Source organism: Pseudomonas sp. GM102 (assembly GCF_000282555.1).
Lineage (GTDB): Bacteria > Pseudomonadota > Gammaproteobacteria > Pseudomonadales > Pseudomonadaceae > Aquipseudomonas.
Genome location: NZ_AKJB01000012.1, coordinates 155252 through 179581, shown reverse-complemented (window position 1 = coordinate 179581; position 24330 = coordinate 155252). Strand labels below are relative to the sequence as shown.

Here is a 24330-nt window from a genome sequence, read left to right as displayed (position 1 = left end):
GAGAGTCTTGAGTCAGCGAGAAACCTGTGGCGAGGGAGGCATGCTCGCGCTTGAGTGCGGAGCACTCACAAAATTCGGCGATTGTTATCAGATTTTTGGGGCCGCTACGCAGCCCAGCGCGAGCAAGCTCGCTCGCCACAAAGGTAGGTTTGACTGAAGAATCTCGCTTAAGTGAACAGCATTACGCTCCCACAGGGGATTTGTGGTGTTGATGCAATGAGTGGCACACCGGGATTTTAATGTGGGAGCGAGCCTGCTCGCGATGGCGGTGTGTCAGTCAACATGGGTGTTGGTGTCATTCTGAAAGCCGGGTTGTCCGGGTTATAGCCTTTCGCGGCGAGCGCGGTTTTCAGCTTTTTCTCCAGGGCGCCGCTGCTGTGATCGCTCAGCACGGTCGCAATGATGTCTGCTCGTGACAGGCCATGACTGCTGGAGTCACCCTTGACCGTTTCGGCATAGGCCAGACCTTTGCCCGCCGACTGCATGCCCGCGGGGGTATGGTCGATGAAGGCTTGCGCGGGCAACATGCTCTGTAGTTTGCGGCCCAACGCCTGGGTCTCTGCGTAATCGCTGCGCACATAGAGAATGGCCGAATCGGTTCGTTGGCCAAATATTTCCGGCCCGGCTATTTTGCCGCTGAGGACATTGCCCTCGCTCTTGATCAGCGTCGTCATGGCCTTTGCCAATTCGCCGGCATAGCGCGGCTCGACACCGATGGTCAGCCGTCCCGTATCGTCTTCCTCAGTGCGACGAGAGTGTTCAGGCACGATCCGGTAGAAGTCCTTGCCTGCACCGGGATGCTCGGCCATGTAGACGCCGATTAGGCGGTCTTCCTTGTTCATGCCGTCCAGCCCTTGGGGCCACAGATCGATACCCTCCGTGCGTTCGAGCTTTTTAAACCCCTCCATGTAGGCTTTCTGCGCGTCGGGCGCCATGGGCTTGGACTTGGGTGTTTCCTGCTTGAACAGATGATAGATGGTCTCCCGCATGGGCTGTTTGAGCTTTTGCGCTTTTTTCGTCCAGGCGAGCAGGCTGGCAAAGGCTTTCTTGCCGTCGGGAATCTCGCCTTCTTTTGCCGTAACGGCGGTCGCCGAGGAACTGCTCTGGCCTTGCTCCAGGTTGATCTGTTGCAGATTGAGGCGTCCACCCAGTTGGCGCGTAAGCTGCGGCCGTGCAGAGGCTGCGGCGGCTTTCTCATTGAGCGTCTGGGCGATCCGCATGCTCTGACTCTGTCCGCCGAGAAGATGGCTGGCACTCTTGAAGAACTTGTCCACGGCGGCCTGTTTGTCCGGGCGTTGCACACTGAGTTGCCCATCCGCCGCGGCGCGGATTTCATAATGCTTGCCATTGACCTCGATCCGGCCGTGGGCCTTGAGCGCCCGCACGTCGACAGTCGAGTCTTTCAGCGCTTCGATACTGGTAAAGCGTGATTGCACGGGATTCATATACGCGCCTCACGCCAACCCTTGATCCAGTCGATCAGCGTCGCGATTTCACGCATCAACACCGCTACGCTGGCTTTTTCCCGGGCGATGCTTTGATAGGCAAAATACAAACCGCTGCCAGCATCCCAACCGAGCCCGGGACCGGCACTGACGAGGGGATTGAGCGCACCCCCCAACAAGCGCTGCAACGGCAGGTCTTTTGGTGTCTCGAGCAAGCCGATCAGAAGCAGGCGCTGGTGAGGGTCATTGCACGCCAGCTTCAGCGGATAGGTGTCATCGATGATCAGATCGCACATCCCTCGTGCATCGAACGCCAAGGGCTGCATCTCGAGGGCGGTGGAAAGATCTTTGAGCAAGGTTTTGTAGAAGAGGCCACTCATGGCTTAACCCGTTAATGATGGACATAGGGGCTAAGTGGTGTGGCGGGTGCTGGCGGTTCCGTTAATGCGACAAATAGCTCTGTTGTATACGCGCCAGGGTGCCGTCATCGCGAAGCGTTTCAACTGCCTTGCGCAAGTCTTGCACCAGTTGCTCGGAGCAAAGCCTGGAGCAAGCCAGATAGAGCTCCGCGCGGCTCATGACGGGGCTCATGAACAGCTTGCGTTCAGACATCTTCGGCCAGATGTACTGACTCTCGGGCACACCGTTGAACCAGGCATCAATGCGACCTTTCAAGAGCATCTGCGCAGGATTGTCGCCAATGGTCAGCGGGTAGATCTGCTCGTCGCTGAAGCCTTGTGCACGCAGGATTTCCTCCTGCGCACTGCCCAGGCCGACGCCAATCACCCGGTAGGTTTTTTTCGCTTGCGCAAAGCTGCTCACTGGCCGGTCGAGGCTGAAAAAGGCTCGCTCCATGGGCATGATCGACGCGATCCAGGTGAAGCGATCCTCGCGTTCTGGCGTACGTGACAAGGGGGCTATCAGGAGGTCCTGCTTCTCGCTGACGTATTTCTGCGATCTGGCCCAGGGAAGCCCATGGACATGAGCGACATAACCCGCGTTGGCAATGGCCGTCAGGACGGCTTCTCCGACCATTCCGTGGCCTTTGGAACCATCGACAAACGTCAGTGGCGGAGCGTCCGGGATATACAACTCAAGCGGCAAGGAGGCGCCCTGCGCGTTACAGGTGATCAGCAGCGATACCCACAGACAAAGCCTGCAAAGCGCTTTTGTATTGGCGATTAATACCCATGAGCTCTCGCTCATGGTTGATAGTTCAGGCATTGAACGTAAAAGGGCGCCACAATTCACCAGTGGTGTTGATCACAGGGATGATGAGTCTGCCGACCGTCGTTTGTTATTGAATCCGGTATCGACCCGGCATTCTACGCAGACTTGAGGTCAGGACACATCCTCCCTGGGTGACAGGGGCGCTTGTTGCTCTTTATTCAAACCTCTATTTGCCCAATCAGCGCGCCCAGATACGCTGCGCCCCTGTCACCGATTGCATGACGCAATGTCCTCTCGGTTACCGTGACAGCGTTATGGCTGGCCGCCCGGCAAAATCGATAAACCAGATCAACCACTTGTTGCCGGTCCGGTGCCTGTCGTGTGTCCGCATCACAATGGGCAAGCAGCAGGTGGCGTAGCGTCAAGGTCCGGATGGCCAGTGTGGCCGCCCACTCGGTAAGGTTCGCCCCATAATCAAGCCCGGCACTGGTACTGGAAATGAACGGGAATCCCGTGCGGGTCATTTCGGCGGCAATGAAACGCTTCAGGATCGGGTCGAGCGTGCCATGAATTTTTTCCCGGTAGAGGACTCGATAGGCAGGCTTAAGCATCCATTGAGTCTGTTCCGGCGTTTCGCCGGGCTCGATGAACGAGGCGCCGAGGATTTGTTGACGCAATGCCGGCGGCACGCCCGATGCGTTCAGAATGTTCATCAGCACGATCAGCAACGGGTCCGCAATGATCGGCTCGCTGCTGGCTATTGGCGGTTCATACCCTGCCGCCTGAAGGGGGAGCTCTTCGGCCCAACAGGCATAGGGCAACGCGTTCAGCCTGGCGGCGATCCAGTGCAGGCGCAGCAATACCTGTCCGGTGGACAGTTCCGTCGACAGCGCCATCTGCAGAAGAAAGTCGACCACTGAACGCCAGTGGGACGCGTCGATGCCAGCAAACGCCTGGTTGCTTGCCCCGTAAAGGTGGAAGTCGTCTTGCCGGCTTTCCTCGATACGGTACGGGTCGTCGCCAAACAGCCCCAGACGAGCGATTTCCGGGCAGCTCATGGTCGCCGACTTCACCAGCGAGCCATTGATCCGGCGATACATGCGCGGGTAGTTGGCACAGGTATCCGTGAGTACTTGTTCGCCCTGTTGCGCGTGTATCTGGCAACGTCCGCCCTGAAGCGCTCCACACTGACCGCCGGCCCTGCTCATTTGATAGCCGGAATCGTCTTTGACGATCAGGTTCAAGAGCTCAGGGTAGGTTCGGTTATACAAATCCTGACTGCGATCACTGACCGCGATGCGCCAGTCGCCCTTGCAGCAGTTGTCTTCGCAGCGTTCGGCCAAACACGCGAATTGCTGCACATACCTGAAAGCCCTGGTGGACTGAATTCCCATGAACAATCTCCAGCGTTCGTTTCAGACTGAGTGGACGTTGTGCTGGAGTTGTTCCATGGAGCAAGAGCAAATAACGAGGGAACTTCGGATCATCTTGATCGCGTTGCAATGGAACTGAATCGCTTCGGGCCGCCACTGAATTGAAACCGCTGGCTTGCTGGAGATCGTTCGGTTTTTGTTTTTCGCCAACGACGGAATTCTTATTTTAATAAAATAATGCGCAGGGAGATCAACATGGGACTGAAGCTGAACGTTGGGCAGAAACTGGGGTTGGGCTTTACCTTTGTGTTGATACTGACGCTCGCTTCCATACTGCTGGCCATGAGTCGCGTGCATGAAATCAAGGACACATTGACGCGAATCAATGACGTCAACAATGTGAAAACCCGCTACGCCATCAACTTCCGGGGAAGTGTGCATGATCGGGCGATCGTTTTGCGTGACATCCTGCTGATAAACAACATTCAGGATGTCTATCCAGAGCTTGAAAAAATAAAACAACTCGCGGCCAACTACACTGAAGCGGCCATCGCCCTGGACAAGATTTTTGCGTCGCGCACCGATATAACCGACGAAGAACAGCGAGCGCTTTCAGCGATTAAAGAGGTTGAGGTCAATACCTTACCGTTGATTGAAAAGGTCATCCATTTACGCATGAGCGAGCAAGCGCCACGCGCGGTAGAGGTCTTGCTTGCCGAAGCCCGGCCTGCTTTTGTGGAGTGGTTGCGCGTGGTCAACCAAATGATCAACCTCGAAGAAAGGATGAACCAGAAGGCTGCGGCACAAGCACGCGATGTCGCGACAAGCTTTGATGCACTGATGTGGGCACTGGCACTCGGAGTGATTCTGCTCAGTGCGGTGATGGCATGGCTGCTGACGCGCAGCATCACGCAGCCACTGCGCCAGGCTTCAAAGCTGGCTCAGGATATTGCTTCCGGTAATTTGTCCGGAGTGGTCAATATCAAGGGGACAGATGAGCTGGCAGGGCTGCTCAATGCGCTGGTCGGTATGCAGTCGAGTCTGAGTGGCACGATCAGGCTCATCTCGGACACGGCAGACAAAGTAGCCGTCTCCGCAGAACAGATGCAGGTGGCTACCGAGAAAAATACGCAGCACATGCACAAGCAGAGTGACGAAGTGATCCAGGCTGCAACCGCCGTCAATCAAATGAGTACGGTGGTCGATGATGTGGCACGCAATGCCGCGTCGACTTCAGATTCATCAGTCATCGCCAATCGTTCTTCCCGGCAAGGGCGGGACCAGGTGCTTGCCACGGTCGGTGCGATTCAGAACATGGCCGATGAATTGGGTCATACCTCGGTGTTGGTCCTGGGGCTGGCCGATAAAAGCCGGGAAGTCGGCCGGGTGCTGGATGTGATCCGTAACATCGCCGATCAAACCAACCTGTTGGCACTCAATGCCGCCATCGAGGCCGCCCGTGCCGGAGAAAGTGGTCGAGGTTTCGCCGTTGTGGCGGACGAGGTAAGGGCGCTGGCGCACAGAACTCAAGCGTCGACGGTTGAGATTGAAGCCATGATTTCCAGTATTCAAACATGCGTCGATGATGCCACACACTCCATGAGTCAATGCACGAGCAGAGCTGAAAGCACGCTCGAAGTCGCCAATTCTGCGGGTAGCGCCCTTGACGAAATTGCCGCTGCGGTCGAGCTGATCACTGAACGCAATCTGCTCATTGCCGGCGCCGCCGAGCAACAGGCCCAAGTGGCTCGGGAGGTCGATCATAATCTGGTCAACATTCGCCAACTCTCGATGCAATCCGCCGAAGATGCAGGTCGCTCCAGCGTGGCCAGCGGTGAACTGTCCAGGCTGGCTCAGGGCTTGCGGGAGATGGTGCTGAAGTTTTCGTTATGAAAGAAAACTTCAGCGATAGATAGAACACGCCCAGGCCGATATCAACGACCCAGGTGCCGCAGGAGGAAGGCGCTGATCTGGTCCAGTGCCTGGTGGGCTTCTTCGAGTTGATCGCTCATGGTCTGGAAGACATGAATCATTCCCGGCCAGACGTCCAGGTGGACCGCCACTTCGGCGCTGGCCAGGCGGCTGGCGAGCCGGGTTGAATCGTCCAGCAGGCATTCCCGACTGCCCACCTGGATCAGCACCGGCGGTAGACCCTGAAGGTCACCGTACAGGGGGGAAGCCAGCGGATTCAGTGGCTCGGCGCCCTGCAGATAGGTGTCGGCCATAAGGGTCTTGCCAGCAAGCGGGCCGAGCAATGGATCTCGAGCCTTCTGCAAATTCCACGACTCTCCTGTCTGAGCCATGTCCACCCAGGGCGACATCACTACTGCAGCCGCAGGCAGCGGCAAACCCGCGGCCTTGGCAGCCAGCATCAGAGCCATGCACAGACCGCCGCCGGCACTGTCTCCGGCCAGCACCAGGTGTTCGGCGTTCACACCGTTTTCGAGGAGTGCACGGTAGACATCCAGAGCGTCCTCTACGGCGGCCGGGAAAGGGTGTTCCGGGGCCAGGCGGTAATCGATGCACAGGGTACGAATCCGGCTGCGGGCTGCCAATTGGCTGGTGAGCGGGCGATAGGCCTGGGCACTGCCGAACGAGTAGCCTCCGCCATGCAGATACAACAACACGAAGTCAGGCCGGGCATCCGTGGGAATGGCCCAAAGCCCGCTGACGCTGGCAAGGTTGGCGCCCTCAAAGGTCACGCCCTCGGCACAGGAAGCGCTGCCGAAGAGTTGTTCTGCCTGTTGACGTTGTTGATCGATCGTCAGCGAGCCGAGGGGCGGCAGTTGGCTGAGTTGTTCGATGAGGCCGTCGATAGTGTTGTGGGCCATGTGGCTTCCTGATCGTTGTACCGAGATGGGATGGGGGCTTCCGTCAAACAAGTTAACTTCCAACATAGTTAATGTTAATAACTATATTGGCAAGATAATTTCGTTTCATCCCCAGGTCGGCCTGCATCAGGCCGATGCCTGTCGGTACTTCTTCAATCGGTACGCAAACTGCGCACGACTCAACCCCAGCAACCGCGCGGCGGCGGCCAGGTTGCCTTCGCTCTTTTGCAGTGCTTCGTCGATCAAGCGCGACTCCAGTCCTTCAATGGAGAAGCCGTGTTCCAGACGAGCCAGGGTTTCCAGCAAGGCCGGCCGAGGCTGTGTGCTGGCGGGGCTCGGGTCAGTGGCTGCGAGACTGCCATTGCCGTCCAGAGAGTACGCCTCCTGCGGCATGGGTTCGTTGCGAAACAGGTGGACCAGATCGATGGCTTGACCGTCTTCGCTGGCGATCAGGCCGCGCTCGACCAGATTCTGCAATTCCCGCACGTTGCCGGGGAAGTCATAGCGCAACAACACCTTCAGCGCGCGCATGGTCAGCCCGGCCGGCTTGCGCGCGTAGGCCTGGCAGTAGCGCCGCAGGAACGCGTTGACCAGCAACGGGATGTCGTCACGACGTTCGCGCAGTGGCGGCAACGTGATGGGGTAAACGTTCAGGCGGTAGAACAGGTCCTCGCGAAAGTCTCCGGCCGCCACGGCTTTGCGCAAGTCGACATTGGTGGCCGCCACCACCCGGACATCGACCTTGATCGGCTGGCTGCCACCGATGCGCTCGATCTCACGCTCTTGCAATGCACGCAGCAGCTTGCCCTGCCCAGGCAAGCTGAGGCTGGCGATTTCATCGAGAAACAGTGTGCCGCCGTGAGCGCGTTCGAAGCGTCCAGGGCGCGAATGGGTCGCGCCGGTATAGGCGCCGCGCTCGACACCGAACAGTTCGGCCTCGATCAGATTGTCCGGGATCGCGGCGCAGTTGAGGGCCACGAAAGGTGCTTGATGACGTGGGCTGAACTGATGCAACTGACGGGCGAACAATTCCTTGCCGACCCCGGACTCGCCGCTGAACAACACTGTGGCGGGCGTCGGCGCCACGCGCTGCAAGGCGAGGGTGGCGGCATTGAAGGCCGCGCTGGCGCCAATGGGTTTTGGTCCGCCGGGGTTTTCGCTGTCGTCGTCCTGGGGGGCGGGCGCCGGGGCTTGAGGCTGTTTGGACGCCACGCTGGAGGGCGAGGCGGTGAGATAACTCAGGTCCTGTTCGACATCGCCCCATTGCTCGGCGGTCTTGCCGATCACCCGGCAGCTCTCATGGCCCATGCCGCGGCACTCGGTTTCACGGAAGATCACCAGGCGGCCGAACAGCCCGCTGACATAACCGATGGCATAGCCCAGTTCGGTCCAGCACACCGGATCCTGGCCGATCCCGTAGGCGGCGATATGTTCGTCGGCCTCACAGGAGTGGTGCCAGAGGAATTCACCCTCGTAAAAGCCTGAGTCGGCGTCGAATTTGAAGTGCAGGGGTTCGACCTTGGTCATGCCTTCGAGCGTGTGCAGGCGCGTGCCTGCCGAGAAAACCGCCGCGGCATCGGCGTCTGGCCAGCGCTCGCGGATCAATCGCGCATCGCGTGCACCGGACAGATAGCCGGTGCGGGTAAACAGACCGCGGGTCTGTTCCAGTCCCTGGCGCTCGATAATCTCGCGCCGCAGCGCGCCGAAGGATGAACTGTGCAACAGCAACATGCGCTGGTCGTTAAGCCAGATGCGTCCGTCGACAGGGGAAAAGAACAGGCATTCGGTCAACTCGGCCAGGGTCGGTGAGTTGCCCTCGGCCAGTTGCGTACTGTCTCCCCGGGGCGAGAAATGTTCCTCCTGCACCGCGAGATGAGGAAGCAGCGAATGGGGATTGTTCATTGTTATGCCCCTGGGCGAGTCCACTGATCGAAATGATCAATTAGCAAAACAGTTATTAAACATAACTTTATCATTTGGACAAGTGGCCGGGTGCCGACCGGGCGCCACACGCCTTGCCCTATTCAATCAGTGCTCCTCTCAAACCTTCAGGCCAGAGCCGTCGCCACTTAAAACGCGTGGCAATGGAGGAAGTCGGCACAGCCCTTGCTCTAGTGCTTTCACGACGCTGCATCGTTTTCGCGAGGCGCGTCAGGCAATTACAAACACAAGAGCCGGGAGACCGAAATGTCGGTAAGTGAACCATCTGATTTTCTGCGGGACGAGCTGTGGTGCGAACGCATCTTCAATGGCGACTGGATACGTCCATTGGGCGGCGTGAACAGAGTCGTCGAGCCGGCCACCGGCGAGGTACTGACCGTCACCGGTTTAGCCGATGCGGCGGACATCGCGTTTGCCACCCTGACTGCCGCCCGTGTTCAACCGGCCTGGGCGGCATTGGGGCCACGGGAACGTGCAGAGATCTTTCGCAAAGCCGCAGACCTGGCCCAGCAACATTTTGCCGAACTGGCACTGTACATCGCCCGGGAAAGCGGCGGCAGCCTGTTCAAGGGTGAACATGAGGTTCGCGAGGCGATCGTCTTGCTGCATCAGGCCGCCGGTCTGCTGTCGCAACCCCATGGTGTGGTTCTCCCAAGTGAAGCGGGGCGTTTGTCCTATGCACGGCGGTTGCCCCATGGCGTGGTCGGGGTGATCTCGCCGTTCAACTTTCCCTTGGTGCTCTCCCTGCGTTCGGTGGCACCGGCGCTGGCGGCCGGTAATGCGGTGGTGCTCAAGCCCGATCCGCAGACCCCGGTCAGTGGCGGTTTCATCATTGCCCGGTTGTTCGAGGCGGCCGGTCTGCCCAAGGGACTGCTGCAGGTTTTGCCGGGCGCAGCAGTGGCCGGTGAGGCCCTGTGCCGCGACCCGCATGTTCGGATGATCGCGTTCACTGGTTCTACCGCCGCCGGGCGCAAGGTCGCGGAGCTGGCTGGGCGTCATCTGAAAAAAGTCGCCCTGGAGTTGGGCGGCAAGAACTCGTTGATCGTGCTCGAGGATGCCGATCTTGAGTTGGCGGCGAGCAATGCCGCCTGGGGTGCCTGGCTGCATCAGGGGCAAATCTGCATGGCCACCGGACGCATCCTGGCCCATGAATCGATTGCTGAGGAACTGGTCCGCCGGCTGGCAGAAAAAGCCCGGGCTATCACGGTCGGCAATGCCGCTCGTGGCGAGGCGGTATTGGGGCCTTTGATCAACAAACGACAGTTGCAACGCGTGCATGAAATCGTCACGGAGAGTGTGACTGCCGGGGCAAAACTGCAAGCCGGCGGCGAGTTTGAACAGCTGTTCTATCAACCCACGGTGCTTTCCGGCGTGCGCCCGGGCATGCGCGCATTCGACGAGGAGATCTTCGGCCCGGTGGCCACGGTGGTGAGTTTTGCCAGCGACGATGAGGCCATCGATCTGGCCAACCGCACCGAGTATGGCTTGTCCGCGGGGATCATTTCGCCTTCGGTCGGGCACGCGATGGCGATTGGCGAGCAACTCAATTGCGGTCTGCTGCACATCAACGATCAGACGGTGGCCGACGAGTGCATCAACCCGTTCGGTGGGCGCGGCAGCTCGGGAAATGGCGGCAGCGTTGGCGGCCCGGCCGACTGGGACGAATACACCCAATGGCAATGGGTGACGGTCAAGGATAAGGCGCCACGCTACCCGTTCTGACGGACAGGACCAGGCCGACGAGGTCGGGCGAGTACACAAAAATAATAAGAGGACTCAACATGAAACTCGACAACAAGATTGTGCTGGTGACCGGGGTCTCCTCGGGTATCGGCGCCGCTACTGCAAGCCTGCTGCGCGCCCACGGCGCCCACGTGATTGGCGTCGATCTGAAGGCCCCGCACATGACCCTGGACGGTTTTGTTCAGGGTGATCTGAGCAGCGCCGAGAACATCGACCGGCTCCTTCCGCAGCTGCCGGCGCGAATCGACAGCCTGTGCAATATCGCCGGGGTGCCGGGCACCGCAAACCCGCAACTGCTGGCGAAGGTCAACTACCTGGGGTTGCGTCACCTGAGTCAGGCATTGCTGCCGCGCATCACCGCTGGCGGCAGCATCGTCAATATCGCCTCGATCCTCGGCGCCGAGTGGCCATTACGCCTGGAGTTGCACAAGGCGCTGGCGCGCATCGAAGGTTTCGCCGCCGCGCAAGCCTGGCTGGCCGAGCACCCGGTACCGGACACGACCTGCTACCAGTATTTCAAGGAAGCCTTGATCGTCTGGAATTACCTGCAGGCCCAGCCCTGGTTTCTCGAACATTCAGTGCGCATGAACAGCGTGGCGCCGGGCCCGGTCTTCACGCCCATCCTTGGCGACTTCGTGAGCATGCTCGGTGAAGCACGAACCCAGGCCGATGCCCATCGCATGAAGCGCCCCGGTTATGCCGATGAGGTGGCGGCGGTGATCGCTTTCCTGTGTGCCGACGAATCGCGCTGGATCAACGGCGTCAACCTGGCTGTCGATGGCGGATTGGCCTCCACCTACATCTGAAACGCACACCTGTAGACAGCGGCGCAAGCCGCTCACTGAGCGTCCTGGCTGGCGCCACACGTGCAAAGCCATGCCAAAAATAAAAATAATGAGGAGCGTCCATGGACAACGTTAAACGTTGCTTTCGTTTCAAGCATTGCACCCTGTTTCTGGCGTTATGCAGTGCAGGCGTGATGATCGAAAGGGCCGAGGCCATGCAAATGGACCTGGGGGATTCGGACTGGAAACTGCGTTGGGACAACACCATCAAGTACAGCCAGGCCTGGCGTCTGCAAGGTCAGGACAGCCGATTGGTCAACGCACCGACCGCCAATGGCCTGTACCCCTCGATCCAGAGTCAGGGCGATAAAAACTTCAGCCGCGGCCTGGTCTCCAACCGCCTGGATCTGTTCTCCGAAATGGACCTCAGCCGGCAAAACTATGGGCTGCGTGTGAGCGGCGCGGCCTGGTACGACGATATCTACAACCAGGACACCGACAGCAGCGAGCAGCCGCATTTCCTCAGCGAAACCCGCGAGCTCCACGGTCGTGACGCGGAAATTCTCGACGCCTTCGTGTTCCTGCGCGGTGACCTCGGTGACGACTCCCAGGGCGTGGTGCGTCTGGGCCGGCATAGCCTGATCTACGGTGAAAGCCTGTTCTACGGTGGCAACGGCATCGCCAATGCCCAAGGCCCGACCGATGTAGTCAAGTTGCTCAGCGTGCCGGGGACTCAGTTCAAGGAGATCCTGCGCCCGGTCAATCAGATCTCCGGGCAGTTGCAGATCAACCCGCAGTTGTCGGTGGGCGCTTACTACCAGTTTGAGTGGGAACGTTCCAATCTGCCCGGCGCCGGCAGCTACCTGAGCGATGTCGATGCCATCGGTTATGGCAGCGGTTCCCTGCGCGAAGTGTTCGGCAACGACACCGTGAATGGCGGCGATTTGAAGCCACGAAATTCGGGGCAGGGCGGCATGCAGATTCGCTTCAAACCGACCGGGACCGAACTGGAGCTGGGTTTCTACGCCGCGCAGTATCACGACAAAGCCCCGATCGGCTTGTACGCCTACCTCGACGGTGCAGCCGCGGCAGCCACCGGGCTGCCGATCCTGAGTTCTTATCGTCAGGTCTACGCCGAAGATATCAAGACTGCCGGCGTCAGCTTCTCCACCGCCTATGGGCCGTTCAACTTTGCCGGTGAAACCTCCGTGCGCTGGAATGCGCCGCTGGTGAGCAACCTGCAAGTGGTGACCCCAGGCATGGAGGCCGATGGCGGCGATGACTCACTGTTTGCCCGAGGTAAAACCGCTCACGCCAACCTGTCGGCGATTTACCTGTTATCGCCTGGCGCTTTCTGGGATGGCGGTTCGGCGCTGGCCGAACTGGCCTGGAACCGAACCCTGAGCGTCACCGAGAACGCCGCGGCCCTGGATTCCAACACCACCCGCGATGCCACTGCGTTGCGGGTATTGATGGAGCCTGCGTACTTCCAGGTTGTCGACGGGATCGACCTGACCGTGCCAATCGGCATGGGCGTGGTGCTCGACGGGCGTTCTTCGGCCGTCAACAAGTCGGGCTTCGGCAATACCCATGCTGGTGACTGGAGTGTCGGGCTCAAGGCCACGTATTTGCAACGCTGGGATGTCGGCCTCAACTACGTGAACTTCTTCGGTGCGCCGAAAGCCGGGCTGCGCGAGGACGGCAATTTCAGTTATGGGCAGTCGCTGGCCGACCGTGACTTCGTTTCGCTCTACGTGAAAACCTCATTCTAATAAGGTGGATTCGCCATGCAGAACAACGCTTTTCTCAACACTTGCGTCCTCACCCTGGCCCTGGCCGGCATCAGTCTGGCGCAGGCAGCGGTGTCGCCTGAACAGGCTGCACGTTTGAAGTCTGAACTGACGCCCCTTGGCGGCGAGCGCGCCGGCAATGCCGATGGCAGCATCCCGGCCTGGGATGGCGGCTACACCAAGGTCGCGCCGGGCTACAAGCCGGGTGACAAACGTGCCGATCCATTCGCCGGCGAGAAACCGCTGTACTCGATCAAGGCCTCGAACATGGAGCAGTACGCCAGCGGATTGGCCGAAGGCACCAAGCTCCTGCTGAAGAAATACCCGGACTATCGCCTGGACGTATACCCGACCCATCGCTCGGCAGCGGCCCCGCAATGGGTGTATGACAACACCGGCAAAAATGCCACCCGTGCCACGCTGGATGTGGACACCGAGAAAGTCAGCAGCGCCTATGGCGGTATCCCGTTCCCGATCCCGGACAACGGCGCGCAGGTGCTGTGGAACTACCGGTTGTCCTGGCAGGGCGGCGAGACCATCAGCGCACCTTTTGATACCTGGCTGATGACCGCCGGTGGCAAGAAGGTCCAGGCGACCCGAGCGCTGTTCAGCTATCAGTTTCCCTACTACTCCGAAAGCGGCAGCCTGGAAAGTTTTGCCGGCAAGTACCAGATTGGCAAGTTGCTGACCGAACTGCCGTCATCCAAGGCCGGCGAAGGCCTGATGACCCATTGGGACATGGACCCGGCCAACCGTGCAGCCTGGCAGTATCTGGTCGGTCAGCGCCGGGTACGCCGAGCGCCGAACATCGCCTATGACACCCCGGACTTCGTCACCTCTGGCGTCGGTCTGTTTGACGAAGCGTTCATGCTGTTCGGGCCTACCGACCGCTACGACCTCAAGCTTGCGGGCAAGAAAGAACTGATCGTCCCTTACAACAATAATCGCGCCGGCCTGGCCAAGAGCGACGACCTGGTCAAACAGAACTTCCTCAATCCTGATCTGGTGCGCTGGGAGAAGCATCGGGTCTGGGTGGTCGAGGCCACGCTCAAATCCGGCAAGCGCCATGTGGTGCCGCATCGGACCTACTACGTCGACGAGGACTCCTGGCAGATCCTGATGGTCGACGGGTATGACGCCCAGGGCAAACTGGGCCGGCAGATGTATTCGCTGACGCTGTTGGCACCGGACCTGCCGGCGCTCACTGCGCAAGTCATGTGGGGCAGCTACAACCTCGATACCGGCGCCTACTTCCTTAACTCTTCGAGCAACGATCTGGCGGTCCAGTACCAGACGATCGCAAAACCTTCGGCTTCCTTTTACACACCGGATGCCATGGCCAACGAAAACATGCGTTGAACCATGGAGCGCCGTGACGAGCGAAAAACTCGTCGCGGTCGCTGGCGATTTTCCAGGCAGGATAAAGACATGAACGTTGAAAAAATCTTTGCGAGTTTCGGTCTGCGATGGAGTGCCTGCGCCCTGGCGTTGTGTCTGTTGGCGAGCACGTCCATGGTTGCGCAGGCCGCGACGTTTGCTGTGCTACAGCAACCGGCACTGCCGACCGCCAAGGCCGCGCGCGCGGTATTGCTTGGGTTGGCCCGGGCTGGCGAGCGTCTGGTGGCGGTCGGCGAGCGCGGCATCGTGTTGCTCTCGGATGACTCTGGAATGACTTGGCGCCAGGCCCGTGTGCCGGTCAGCGTCAGCCTGACCGCGGTGCAATTCGTCGATGCCGAGCAGGGCTGGGCGGTCGGTCATCTGGGGGTGGTATTGCACACCGAGGACGGTGGCGAAACCTGGCACAAGCAACTCGACGGTGAGCGTGCCGCCGCGCTGGCGGTGCAGGCCGCGGAGCGCGATGCCGATCAGCCGGGCGGCGCCAGCCACCTTGCGCAGGCACGGCAGATGCTGGATGACGGGCCGGATAAACCGTTTCTCGACCTGTACTTCAGTGACCGCCTGCATGGCTACATCGTGGGTGCCTATAACCAGATCTATCGGACCGACGACGGCGGGCGAAACTGGCGGCCGTGGATGCAGCATGTGAACAATCCGCAGGGCCTGAACCTGTATGCGATCCGTGCTTCGGGTAACGACTTGCTGCTGGTAGGAGAGCGCGGTCTGTTGTTGCGTTCGACCGATGCCGGGCATTCGTTCCAGCCTCTGAAATCACCTTATGAAGGCAGCTTCTTCGGCCTGCTCGGCACCCGCGCAGGAGCGTTGATTGCCTATGGATTGCGCGGCAACGCCTGGTGGTCCGAGGACCGTGGCAGCAGTTGGCGACGCCTCGACACCGGCATCGAATCAACACTGGCGACCGCCATCGAGCTGCGTGACGGCAGCCTGCTGTTGGCCAGCCAGAGCGGTGAACTTTTGTTCAGTCATGACCAGGGTCGCAGCTTCGACAAGCGCCAGAGCCGCAACGGCGGGACGGTCGCTGCGGTGCAACAGACAGCCGACGGCAGTCTGGCCAGCGTCGGTTTGAGTGGCGTGGCCACTGATCAGGATCCGCGGGCCTCCGGCAAACCTTGAAACTTCACGGTGTAGCGCTATCGGGCCATGGCCCGTGCAACAGGAGTCAGACTTGAAAGACGACAAAACCCAAACCGTGATCGGCCGCCTGGAAGACTTCGACCAGGCGTCGGGCAACTTTGCCGAGCGAATGATCTTCAACCAAAGGCCGCTGGTGATCCTGCTGTGTCTGCTGGTGACGCTGGTGCTCGGTTGGCAAGCCACGCGCATCGGTATCAACGCCAGCTATGAGAAGACCATCCCTACGGGGCACCCCTATGTCGCCAACTTCCTGGAGAATCGCAGCGAGTTGAGCGGTCTGGGCAACTCGTTGCGGATCGCAGTGGAGGTCAAGCAGGGCAGCATCTTCACCAAGGATTACCTCGACACCCTGGCCAGGCTCAACGACGAGCTCTATCTGCTGCCGGGTGTCGACCGCCCCTACATGAAGTCGTTATGGACCCCGACCACGCGCTGGACCGCCGTGACCGAAGAGGGGCTCGATGGCGGCACCGTGATCCCCGACGATTACGATGGCTCGGCGACCAGCATCGAGCAGGTGCGGACCAACGTCGCCCGCTCCGGTGAGGTCGGTCAGTTGGTGGCCGGTAACTTCAAGTCCAGCGTGATCTTCGTGCCGCTGCTGGAAATCAGTCCGCAAACTGGCAAAGCCCTGGATTACGGTGAGTTCTCCCGGCAGCTGGAGGCGCTGCGGGACAAGTACCAGACCGATGAACTGCGAATCCACATCACCGGTTTCACCAAGATCGTCGGCGACCTGATCGAGGGGCTGACCCAGGTCTTGTTGTTCTTCGTGATGGCTGTGTTGGTGACCGTGGTGGTGCTTTACGGTTACACCCGTTGCGCGCGCAGCACCCTGGTGGTGGTGACCTGTTCGCTGGTGGCCGTGCTTTGGCAGATGGGCCTGCTTGCGACGCTTGGGTACGAGCTGGACCCGTACTCGGCGCTGGTGCCGTTTCTGGTGTTCGCCATCGGCATGAGCCATGGCGCGCAGAAGATGAATGGCATCATGCAGGACGTCGGTCGTGGCACCCATCGGGTAGTGGCGGCGCGTTATACCTTTCGCCGACTGTTCGCCGCCGGCATGACTGCGTTGCTCTGCGATGCGGTGGGCTTCGCCGTGTTGCTGTTGATCAATATCCGGGTGATTCAGGACCTGGCGATCACCGCCAGCCTCGGCGTGGCGGTGCTGATTTTCACCAACCTGATTCTGCTGCCGATCCTGCTCAGCTACATCGGTGTCAGCCCGACAGCGGCGCAACGCAGCCTGAGTTCGGAAACCGCCGAGTTGCAGGCACAGATCAAGCATCCGTTGTGGCGTGTGCTCGATTTGTTCACCCAACGGCGCTGGGCCATTGGCGCCATGCTGGGCGGCCTGCTGCTGGCAGCGTTCGGTTTTGCCGTGAGCCTTAACCTGAAGATCGGCGATCTCGATCCTGGCGCCCCGGAGTTGCGCGCCGACTCGCGCTACAACCGCGACGCGCTGTTCATGACCCAAAACTATGCGGCCAGTTCGGATATTTTCGTAATCATGATCAAGACGCCGGAAGATCAGTGCACGCGCTACGCCAGCCTGTCTGCGGTGGACGCGTTGGCCTGGCAACTGGAGCAATTGCCTGGCGTGGAGTCGACCACTTCAATGGCAGCGCTGAGTAAGATCGCCACGGCCGGTTACAACGAAGGCAACTTCAAGTGGTATGAGCTGATCCCCAATGACGGCGCGCTGGGCGCTGTGCAAACCCGTGCACCGCGGGAGCTGTTCAATCAGGGCTGTTCGATGTTGTCGCTGTACGTTTACCTGTCCGATCACAAGGCCGATACCTTGAATCGGGTGGTGGAGGCGAGCGAGGCCTTCATCGCTGTGCATCAGGTGCCAGAGGTCAAATTCATGCTGGCCGCCGGCAGCGCTGGTATCGAAGCCGCGACCAATATCGTGGTGAAAAAATCCATGCACGAGATGCTGTTCTGGGTCTACGGCGCGGTCAGCCTGCTGTGCCTGCTGACTTTCCGTAGTTGGCGTGCAACCCTTTGCGCGATGCTGCCGCTGATGCTCACCTCGATTCTTTGCGAGGCGCTGATGGTGGGGCTGGGCATGGGAGTAAAAGTGGCGACACTGCCGGTCATCGCGCTCGGCGTGGGCATCGGCATCGACTATGCGCTCTATGTGTTGAGTGTGATCCTGGCTCGAATGCGTGCCGGTGACACTCTGGCACAGGCCTATTACCAGGCGCTGTTGTTCACCGGCAAAGTGGTTCTGCTGACCGGCATGACACTGGCGGTTGCAGTATCAACCTGGGCCTTCTCGCCGATCAAATTCCAGGCCGACATGGGCATCCTGCTGGCCTTCATGTTCCTGGTGAACATGCTCGGTGCCTTGATCCTGCTGCCAGCACTGGCCTGGCTGCTGCTGCCGCAGAAGGTCTTCGCAAAAAAGCCTGAGGCGAGCGTGCTTGTGCAGTGGGTCAAGGAGGGCTGAAGCACTCGGTAAAGAGCAAGGGCCGGGATGGAGTGCTGTCGTTGCGAGTAGCCGTTTTCGGCACAATTGCGCCATTGCTCGGTCCGGCGGAATGGAACTTGCGTGCTCAACGGTCTGTAAGCCTTGTGTGCCCAACAGGACAGGTCCATGAATAACAATAATCCAGGCGTGGAAGTCGCTACCGGCACGCCGGACATGACCGCGGTGATTCATCGCTATCGCACCAATGACATCGATCAGCACGCACAGAACATGGGCGGCTGGCAGGTACGCTATGACCAGCTGACGCCAGGACGTTTCGAAGGCGAGTTGATCGAGTTTCGCGCAGGCTGGATGCAACTGGTGCGGGACCGCTCTAATCAGTCGATGCTCAAGAGTGGTAGCGCCTGGAAAGGGGCCATTACCTTCAGCGTGCCGTTGAGTTCACAGGGGCCGGTGTTTTGTGCGGGGCATCCGATTCATGAGCAGAGCCTGCTGGTGGCCCATGGTGACCACCTGCCCGATCTGCGCACGCCCGAGCATCTGGATCTCTTGGGGGTGGCGGTTGAAGTTCAGGCCCTTGAACATGTGCTGGAGCGCCAGGGCGCCCGGTTTCGAATTACCGATCTTCCCAAGTGTTACCGTTTGGGGATGTCCTCGGTGCAGGCAGAGCTGGCGGCACTGTTCGATGAGTTGGCCAGTGCCGATCAGGGGCACGATAGCCTGCTGGGCTATGAGGCGATCCGTCATGGCATCCGCGACGCCGTGATGGTGCAACTGCTGGAGTTAGTCGCGCCGGACCAGGCACCGCCCCTGAGCCCGACGGCGCGCAAACGCATGGTCGATCGCGCCAGAGAATACGTGTTGGGGCATCTGGACGAGCCATTGTCGATCCTTGATCTGTGCAATCACATCGGCGCCAGCCGACGCAAACTTCAGTACTGTTTCCAGGAAACCCTGGGCATTAATCCGGTGGCGTATTTGAGGGCATTGCGCCTCAATGCGGTGCGCCGCGAACTGCGAGACAGCATTGATGAGCACGGAGTGCAACAGGTGGCGGCACGTTGGGGGTTCTGGCACCTGAGTCGCTTTGCCAGTGATTACCGTACCTTGTTCGGTGAGACGCCATCGCAGACCTTGCGTCGCCATTAACTGTGCTGAAATCGGATAACCCGCCTCCCGGGGTCGTTACTAGGATGGCCCACACCATTTGGTTGGGAGGGGCATTCGATGATTTACAACAACAACAAATCAAACGTCAGTCGCGTCACCTTGGTCACCCTGGGTCTGTTCAGCCTATGCACCGCAGCACAGGCTACTGAAAACGGGGCGCCGACCACCGCTGTAGGGGTCTATGACTTCGGCGCAGGGATGATGCCGCCGGCCACGCCGTTCGGCACTCTGGGCCTGCGCACAGCCTTTTATTCGGCCAATGTGCAGAAGGACCGCCACGGGCGTTCCTCCGACAACAACTTCTCCCTTGACGTACTGTCGATCGGCCTGGCCTACATGCGCATGACGGACTACAGCGTTCTGGGCGCCAAGTACGGCTTTGGCACGGTTGTGCCCTTTTTCAAGATGGACGCTTCCCTGGAGGTGCCGACGCCGGGCGGTCCGTTGAAGCTTGAGGCCGATCCGTTCCGTCTGGCCGATGTGCAATTCCTCCCGCTGATCCTGCAGTGGACCCTGTCGCCCAACCTGTTCATCAACGCCCAGTTTCAGATCCAGGCCCCCACCGGCGACTACGACAAGAACCGGCTGATTTCCCCCGGGCTCAATCACTGGACTTTTTCCCCCATCGTCAACGCGACCTACATCAGCGACACCGGCTTCGAGGTGTCGTCGAGCTTCGAGGTGGACGTCAACACGCGCAACCCGGACACCGACTACAAAAGCGGCGTGGAGTACCGTCATGAGTTCGCCGTGGGACAGCACTTTGGCCCCTGGACCGCAGGCATCGGCGGGTACTACTACCGCCAATTCACGGATGACGACGCTCCCGCCTTGACCAGCGGCAATCGTGCCCGGGTGCTGGCCGTGGGCCCGGCGGTGAGTTACTTCAAACCGGGGCTGCCGCCAGTCTGGCTGCATCTTTACAAAGAGCAAGGCGCGCGCAACCGCGCCGAAGGCTACACCGTCGCCTTGCGCGTTTCCCAAAGCTTCTGAGGGCCGGACCATGACTTCTGTGCATTCTGCTTCGACCCTGGCGATGCCTGTCGCGCGTCAGGCCACGGGACGCCGTGAAGGGCTGGTGCTGATGTTGGGCAGCAGCTTGACCATCATGGGAGCGGTGATGATCGCGCCGATCCTGCCCAAACTCGGTGCCGAGTTCGGACCGCTCAATCCTCGGGCTGATCTGCTGGTGCCATTGGCGGTGACCGGGCCGGCGCTGGCGATTGCCTTGTGCGCGCCGCTGGCCGGCTGGCTCGCCGATCGAGTGGGGCGCAAGGCGCTGCTGGTGATCGCCACCTTGCTTTATGCGGTGCTCGGCGCGGTACCGGCACTGCTCGGAGATCTGTTGTCCATCGTCGCCGTGCGCCTGCTGTTCGGGGTGGCCGAAGCGGCGGTGATGACGTGTTGCGCGACCTTGATCGCCGACTATTGGCAGGGCGAAGAGCGACTGCGCTACATCAATCGCCAAGTAGTCACCATCGGCCTGGTCGGCGCGCTGTTCTTCGTCCTGGGCGGTGCTTTGGGCGAGCACTCCTGGCGCTTGCCGTTCCTCCTCTATCTGCTGCCGCTGCTGTTAGTGCCTGCAATGATGAAGGTGCTCTGGGAACCGGTTCGTGCTCAGCCATGCGTTGAGGCGCAGGGACCGGAGCGGGTGGCGATCCTGCCGCTGATGCTGGGTTATCTGCTGATCCTCGGCGGTATGGTGCTGAGCTTCGTAGTGCCGGTGCAGGCGCCCATTTTGCTGGTCGGTCTTGGCGTGACATCCAGCACCCTGATTGGCCTGTCCGCCGGCCTGAGCCTGCTGGCCACCCTGGGCGGTTCCCTGGCCTGGCCGCTGCTGCGTCGGCGCCTGGGGATCGCCGGCACCAATGCGGTGTTGCTGCTGTTGCTGGCGCTCGGGCTGTGGTTGCTGATGCGCGGGCAAAGCTACAACGAGGTGTTGCTGGCAGTGCTGATCCATGGCTTGGGCGCGGGACTGCTGGTGCCCAATGTCATGGCGCCGGTGATGGAGGCCCTGAGTGTCCGAACCCGTGGCCGGGGCTTGGGCGGCTTTACCGCCTGCCTGTATTTCGGTCAGTTCGTCAGTCCCTTGGTGGTAGCTGTGCTGAGCGCGTTTGCCGGGGACTTGCGCCATGCCATCGAGTGGCTGGCCTTTGCCAGCCTCGCTGCCGCGTTGTTTTGGGGGATCGTTGGGTTGTTGCGTCACCAATCGAACTCTCCCGAGCCTTTCACCCATTCGTCATTGAAATAGATCCGGAGTATCAAGCATGCAAGACATCCAGCAGCTGTTGGACAAGGAAGACGCCACTGGCTTGGCCGCGTGGGTCAGGCGTGGCGAAGTGCAGCCCGTGGAACTGCTCGACGCGGTGATCGAACGACTGGAGCGGGTTGAGCCTCAACTCAATGCAGTGGCGGAGCGGCTCTACGACAAGGCCCGTGAGGCGGCGCTTGAGCCCGGAGGGCGGGAGGGACTGTTCGCCGGTGTGCCGACCTTGATCAAGGATCTGTTTTCACCGGTGCAGGGGGCGGCGATGACTAACGGATCATTGGCGCTGGGCGGGGCACGCGCCGATTTTGAGTCCGAGGTTGTCACTCGCTTGCGTCGCGCCGGTTGCCTGATCATCGGCACCAGCACGGCACCGGAATTCGGGACGTCCTATTCCACCGAGTCGACACGCTTTGGTGCCACTCGCAACCCATGGAATACCCAACGCAGCGCCGGCGGCTCCAGCGGCGGAGCGGCGGCCCTGGTGGCGGCGCGGGTGGTGCCTTTTGCCCATGGCAATGACGGCGGTGGTTCGTTGCGGGTGCCGGCGTCCTGCTGCGGGGTCTTCGGCCTAAAACCCAGCCGCGGCTTGCTGCCCTCCGGGCCGATGGTGGGCGAGGGGTGGGCCGGCATGGGCACCAATCACTGCATCACCTTGTCGGTGCGCGACAGCGCGGCGTTGCTCGACGCCACGGGGGGGATCGACTTGGGCGCACCCTATGCGGCACCGCTGCCGGCGCAACCTTATGTGACGGCTTTGCAACAGGCGCCGCGGCCATTGCGTATCGCGCTGGTGGAGCAACTGGGGCCCTGGCCGACTTCCACGCAAAGCCTGGAGGCGGTGCGTCAGGCCGCGAGCCTGTGTGAGTCGCTGGGGCATCGGGTGGAACCCGCCCGGTTGCCGGTGGTGCTACCTGAGTTTCTCGACCAGGTGTTCACCATCATCGGTGCCAGTACGCGAAATTATGTCGACCTGTTGGGGCGAATGCGTGGCGCGCCTGTGCAGCCAGAAGAGTTGGAAACCCGCACCCGCATCATTCTGCGCGACAAGGGCGGAGTCAGCGGTGCGCAATACGCAGCAGCGGTGGAGTGGATCCATGCCCTGGGTCGGCAGCTGGCGCTGTTCATGCGCGATTACGACCTGATCCTCAGCCCGACCCTGACCCGTGAACCGGTACTGATCGGCGAACTGGATCTGCAGGACGACAGCTTGAGCCTCGATGAATTGATCGAGCGCTTCCACAGTTACTCGCCTTTTACCGCGTTGTTCAATGCCAGTGGGCAGCCGGCGATGTCGGTGCCGCTTCACTGGAGTGCGCAAGGCTTGCCCATGGGCGCCCACTTCGCCGGCCGTTTTGGCGAGGAGACGACCTTGCTGGCCCTGGCCGCGCAACTGGAGCAAGCCCAGCCCTGGCGGCAACGCGTACCGCCGGTGAATGCGCGCCAGCCGTAGCAGCCGAACGCTGCCTCGCAGGCTCGACAGCTGCTACAGGTGAACGCTGCCTTCGGCAGCTGCTACAAAGAGTGCGGCGTGGTCAGGGTTTGTCCGCGACCGGATTCGCCGTTCTGAGTCCGGGCTCGGTCAGTGGGGCCGAACGGGCAATCACGCTGATGATGGTCAGTGCTGCAATCACCAACCCGGGGGAGGTCGCCAGCAATACCCCGGTGGTGCCAGCTCCGGCCGCCAGAATCTGCCCAGCGGCCAAGGGTCCGGCGACTGACCCCAAGCGACCGATGGCCACGGCCGCGCCGACGCCGGTGGCACGCACCGAGGTCGGGTACGACGGCGGTGCCAGGGCGTAAAGCACCAGTTGCGCAGCCATCACAAACAACCCCGCGGCAAACCCTGCGATGCCCATTGGGACAATGCCCACCGACAGGCCGACTCCGGCCAGCGCCGCCAGCAACCCGGCGTAGACAAACAGCACCACCTTGATGCCGTTGCAGCGATCCAGCAGCAGCCCGCCGAGCAAGGAACCGAGGGCTCCGCCGATATTGAACAGCATCTGCACCAGGCCCGCCTGGGGTTTGCTGAATCCCTGTTCCAGCAGCAGTGACGGCAGCCAGTTGAGCAACATATACATCACGGTCAGGGTGAAGAAGTAACTCAGCCATAACGCCAGGGTGACGCGAGCCCGGCCTTCGCCGAACAGTGCCTGGCCGGTTGAAGCGCGCGCCACATTGACGGTGCCTTGTTGCTGGCGAAAGGCGCTGGATTCGGGCAGCAAAAGGATCATCAGCGGCACCACCAGCAGCGGTGCGAGACCGCCGATGATGAAGGTCGCCTGCCAATGATCGGTGAACAGCATGGCGACCACCGCCGCCAGTGCTCCACCCAACGGCACGCCGGCATACATGATGCTGATCGCAGTTCCACGACGTTGCTCACCCACGGCTTCAGCACACAGGGCGATCAGGTTGGGCAGGGCGGCGCCCAGACCCAGGCCGGTCATGAAACGCGCCAGCAGCAGGCTGGAGAACGTGCCGACGTAGGCAGTGCTGAGCGAGAACACGCCGAACAGCAGCACGGCGCCGATGAGGATTTTCTTGCGACCGATGCGATCGGCAATCCAGCCGCCGAAGAAGGCGCCCGGCAGCAAGCCGATGATGCCGGCACTGAACACCCAGCCCATCATTTTCGGGTCCAGGGCAAAGGTCTGGCGCAGGCCCGCGGCGGCAGTGCCGGCAGCTTGCAGGTCGAAGCCTTCAATCAGTGCAACGATAAAACACAGGGCGATGGTCAGCGTCGTACGACGTGATGGGGTGTCCATGGCGAACCTCATTTATTGTTTTTGTGGGTGTGCTGACGGGTGAACGCGAGCCTGC

Annotated in this window: 18 protein-coding genes and 1 pseudogene; 12 read left to right on the top strand and 7 right to left on the bottom strand. The window is 60.7% G+C overall.

Annotated elements, in window-relative coordinates; all coding sequences use genetic code 11:
• Positions 1-236: 236 nt before the first annotated feature.
• The 4 genes from PMI18_RS25770 to fliB form a co-directional block, all read right to left on the bottom strand.
• Positions 237-1445 carry a T3SS effector HopA1 family protein gene (locus PMI18_RS25770; RefSeq protein WP_007895838.1) on the bottom strand — a complete coding sequence of 403 codons (1209 nt, stop codon included), beginning with the start codon at positions 1443-1445 and terminating at the stop codon, positions 237-239.
• Positions 1442-1825 carry a CesT family type III secretion system chaperone gene (locus PMI18_RS25775; protein WP_007895837.1) on the bottom strand — a complete coding sequence of 128 codons (384 nt, stop codon included), beginning with the start codon at positions 1823-1825 and terminating at the stop codon, positions 1442-1444. Before PMI18_RS25775 ends, PMI18_RS25770 begins: the two co-directional genes overlap by 4 nt.
• A gap of 61 nt (positions 1826-1886) precedes the next feature.
• On the bottom strand, positions 1887-2651 hold the full coding sequence (locus tag PMI18_RS25780; protein ID WP_007895836.1) for a substrate-binding periplasmic protein: 765 nt from the start codon (positions 2649-2651) through the stop codon (positions 1887-1889).
• A gap of 182 nt (positions 2652-2833) precedes the next feature.
• Positions 2834-4009 (bottom strand): flagellin lysine-N-methylase, encoded by a 1176-nt coding sequence (fliB, locus tag PMI18_RS25785; RefSeq protein ID WP_007895835.1) that lies wholly within the window; start codon positions 4007-4009, stop codon positions 2834-2836.
• Positions 4010-4225: 216 nt separating this feature from the next.
• On the opposite strand from fliB, the pseudogene PMI18_RS31830 reads away from it, so the two are divergent.
• Positions 4226-5023 (top strand): annotated as a pseudogene (locus PMI18_RS31830) (MCP four helix bundle domain-containing protein); the annotation flags it as partial.
• Positions 5018-5881, top strand: coding sequence for a methyl-accepting chemotaxis protein (locus PMI18_RS31825; RefSeq protein ID WP_443200861.1), 864 nt, complete (start codon positions 5018-5020; stop codon positions 5879-5881). The pseudogene PMI18_RS31830 and the gene PMI18_RS31825, both read left to right, overlap by 6 nt.
• Positions 5882-5922: 41 nt before the next feature.
• Here PMI18_RS31825 and PMI18_RS25795 read toward each other — a convergent pair whose 3' ends face one another.
• Together PMI18_RS25795 and PMI18_RS25800 are read right to left on the bottom strand one after the other, a co-directional pair.
• Positions 5923-6819, bottom strand: a complete 897-nt coding sequence (locus tag PMI18_RS25795) for an alpha/beta hydrolase (protein WP_007895833.1) — start codon at positions 6817-6819, stop codon at positions 5923-5925.
• Between the two features lie 126 nt (positions 6820-6945).
• Positions 6946-8721, bottom strand: coding sequence for a sigma-54-dependent Fis family transcriptional regulator (locus PMI18_RS25800; protein WP_007895832.1), 1776 nt, complete (start codon positions 8719-8721; stop codon positions 6946-6948).
• A 285-nt stretch (positions 8722-9006) separates the two neighbouring features.
• Between PMI18_RS25800 and PMI18_RS25805 the strand changes: the two genes are divergently transcribed.
• The 10 genes from PMI18_RS25805 to PMI18_RS25850 all read left to right on the top strand — a co-directional run bounded on the left by PMI18_RS25805 (position 9007) and on the right by PMI18_RS25850 (position 22957).
• Entirely contained in the window at positions 9007-10482 is a 1476-nt protein-coding gene (locus tag PMI18_RS25805; protein WP_007895831.1) for a benzaldehyde dehydrogenase, read from the top strand.
• Between the two features lie 59 nt (positions 10483-10541).
• Positions 10542-11309 carry a coniferyl-alcohol dehydrogenase gene (locus tag PMI18_RS25810; protein WP_007895830.1) on the top strand — a complete coding sequence of 256 codons (768 nt, stop codon included), beginning with the start codon at positions 10542-10544 and terminating at the stop codon, positions 11307-11309.
• A gap of 101 nt (positions 11310-11410) precedes the next feature.
• The gene (locus PMI18_RS25815) at positions 11411-13060 is read left to right on the top strand and encodes a DUF1302 domain-containing protein (protein ID WP_007895829.1); all 1650 of its coding nucleotides are present in this window, start codon (positions 11411-11413) and stop codon (positions 13058-13060) included.
• A gap of 15 nt (positions 13061-13075) precedes the next feature.
• Positions 13076-14437, top strand: a complete 1362-nt coding sequence (locus PMI18_RS25820; protein WP_007895828.1) for a DUF1329 domain-containing protein — start codon at positions 13076-13078, stop codon at positions 14435-14437.
• Between the two features lie 69 nt (positions 14438-14506).
• Positions 14507-15610, top strand: a complete 1104-nt coding sequence (locus PMI18_RS25825; RefSeq protein WP_007895826.1) for a WD40/YVTN/BNR-like repeat-containing protein — start codon at positions 14507-14509, stop codon at positions 15608-15610.
• Between the two features lie 52 nt (positions 15611-15662).
• Complete coding sequence (locus PMI18_RS25830; protein WP_007895824.1) at positions 15663-18086, top strand: efflux RND transporter permease subunit; 2424 nt, start codon at positions 15663-15665, stop codon at positions 18084-18086.
• 147 nt (positions 18087-18233) lie between these two features.
• Positions 18234-19217 carry a helix-turn-helix domain-containing protein gene (locus PMI18_RS25835; protein ID WP_007895823.1) on the top strand — a complete coding sequence of 328 codons (984 nt, stop codon included), beginning with the start codon at positions 18234-18236 and terminating at the stop codon, positions 19215-19217.
• A gap of 78 nt (positions 19218-19295) precedes the next feature.
• A complete protein-coding gene (locus tag PMI18_RS25840; RefSeq protein WP_007895822.1) occupies positions 19296-20231 on the top strand; it encodes a SphA family protein in 936 nt (311 codons plus the stop codon).
• A gap of 10 nt (positions 20232-20241) precedes the next feature.
• Positions 20242-21489 carry an MFS transporter gene (locus tag PMI18_RS25845; protein ID WP_007895821.1) on the top strand — a complete coding sequence of 416 codons (1248 nt, stop codon included), beginning with the start codon at positions 20242-20244 and terminating at the stop codon, positions 21487-21489.
• Positions 21490-21505: 16 nt separating this feature from the next.
• The gene (locus PMI18_RS25850; protein WP_007895820.1) at positions 21506-22957 is read left to right on the top strand and encodes an amidase; all 1452 of its coding nucleotides are present in this window, start codon (positions 21506-21508) and stop codon (positions 22955-22957) included.
• A gap of 82 nt (positions 22958-23039) precedes the next feature.
• Here the strand turns inward: PMI18_RS25850 and mhpT are convergent, their stop codons facing one another.
• Positions 23040-24275, bottom strand: a complete 1236-nt coding sequence (gene mhpT, locus PMI18_RS25855) for a 3-(3-hydroxy-phenyl)propionate transporter MhpT (protein ID WP_007895819.1) — start codon at positions 24273-24275, stop codon at positions 23040-23042.
• Between the last annotated feature and the right edge of the window lie 55 nt (positions 24276-24330).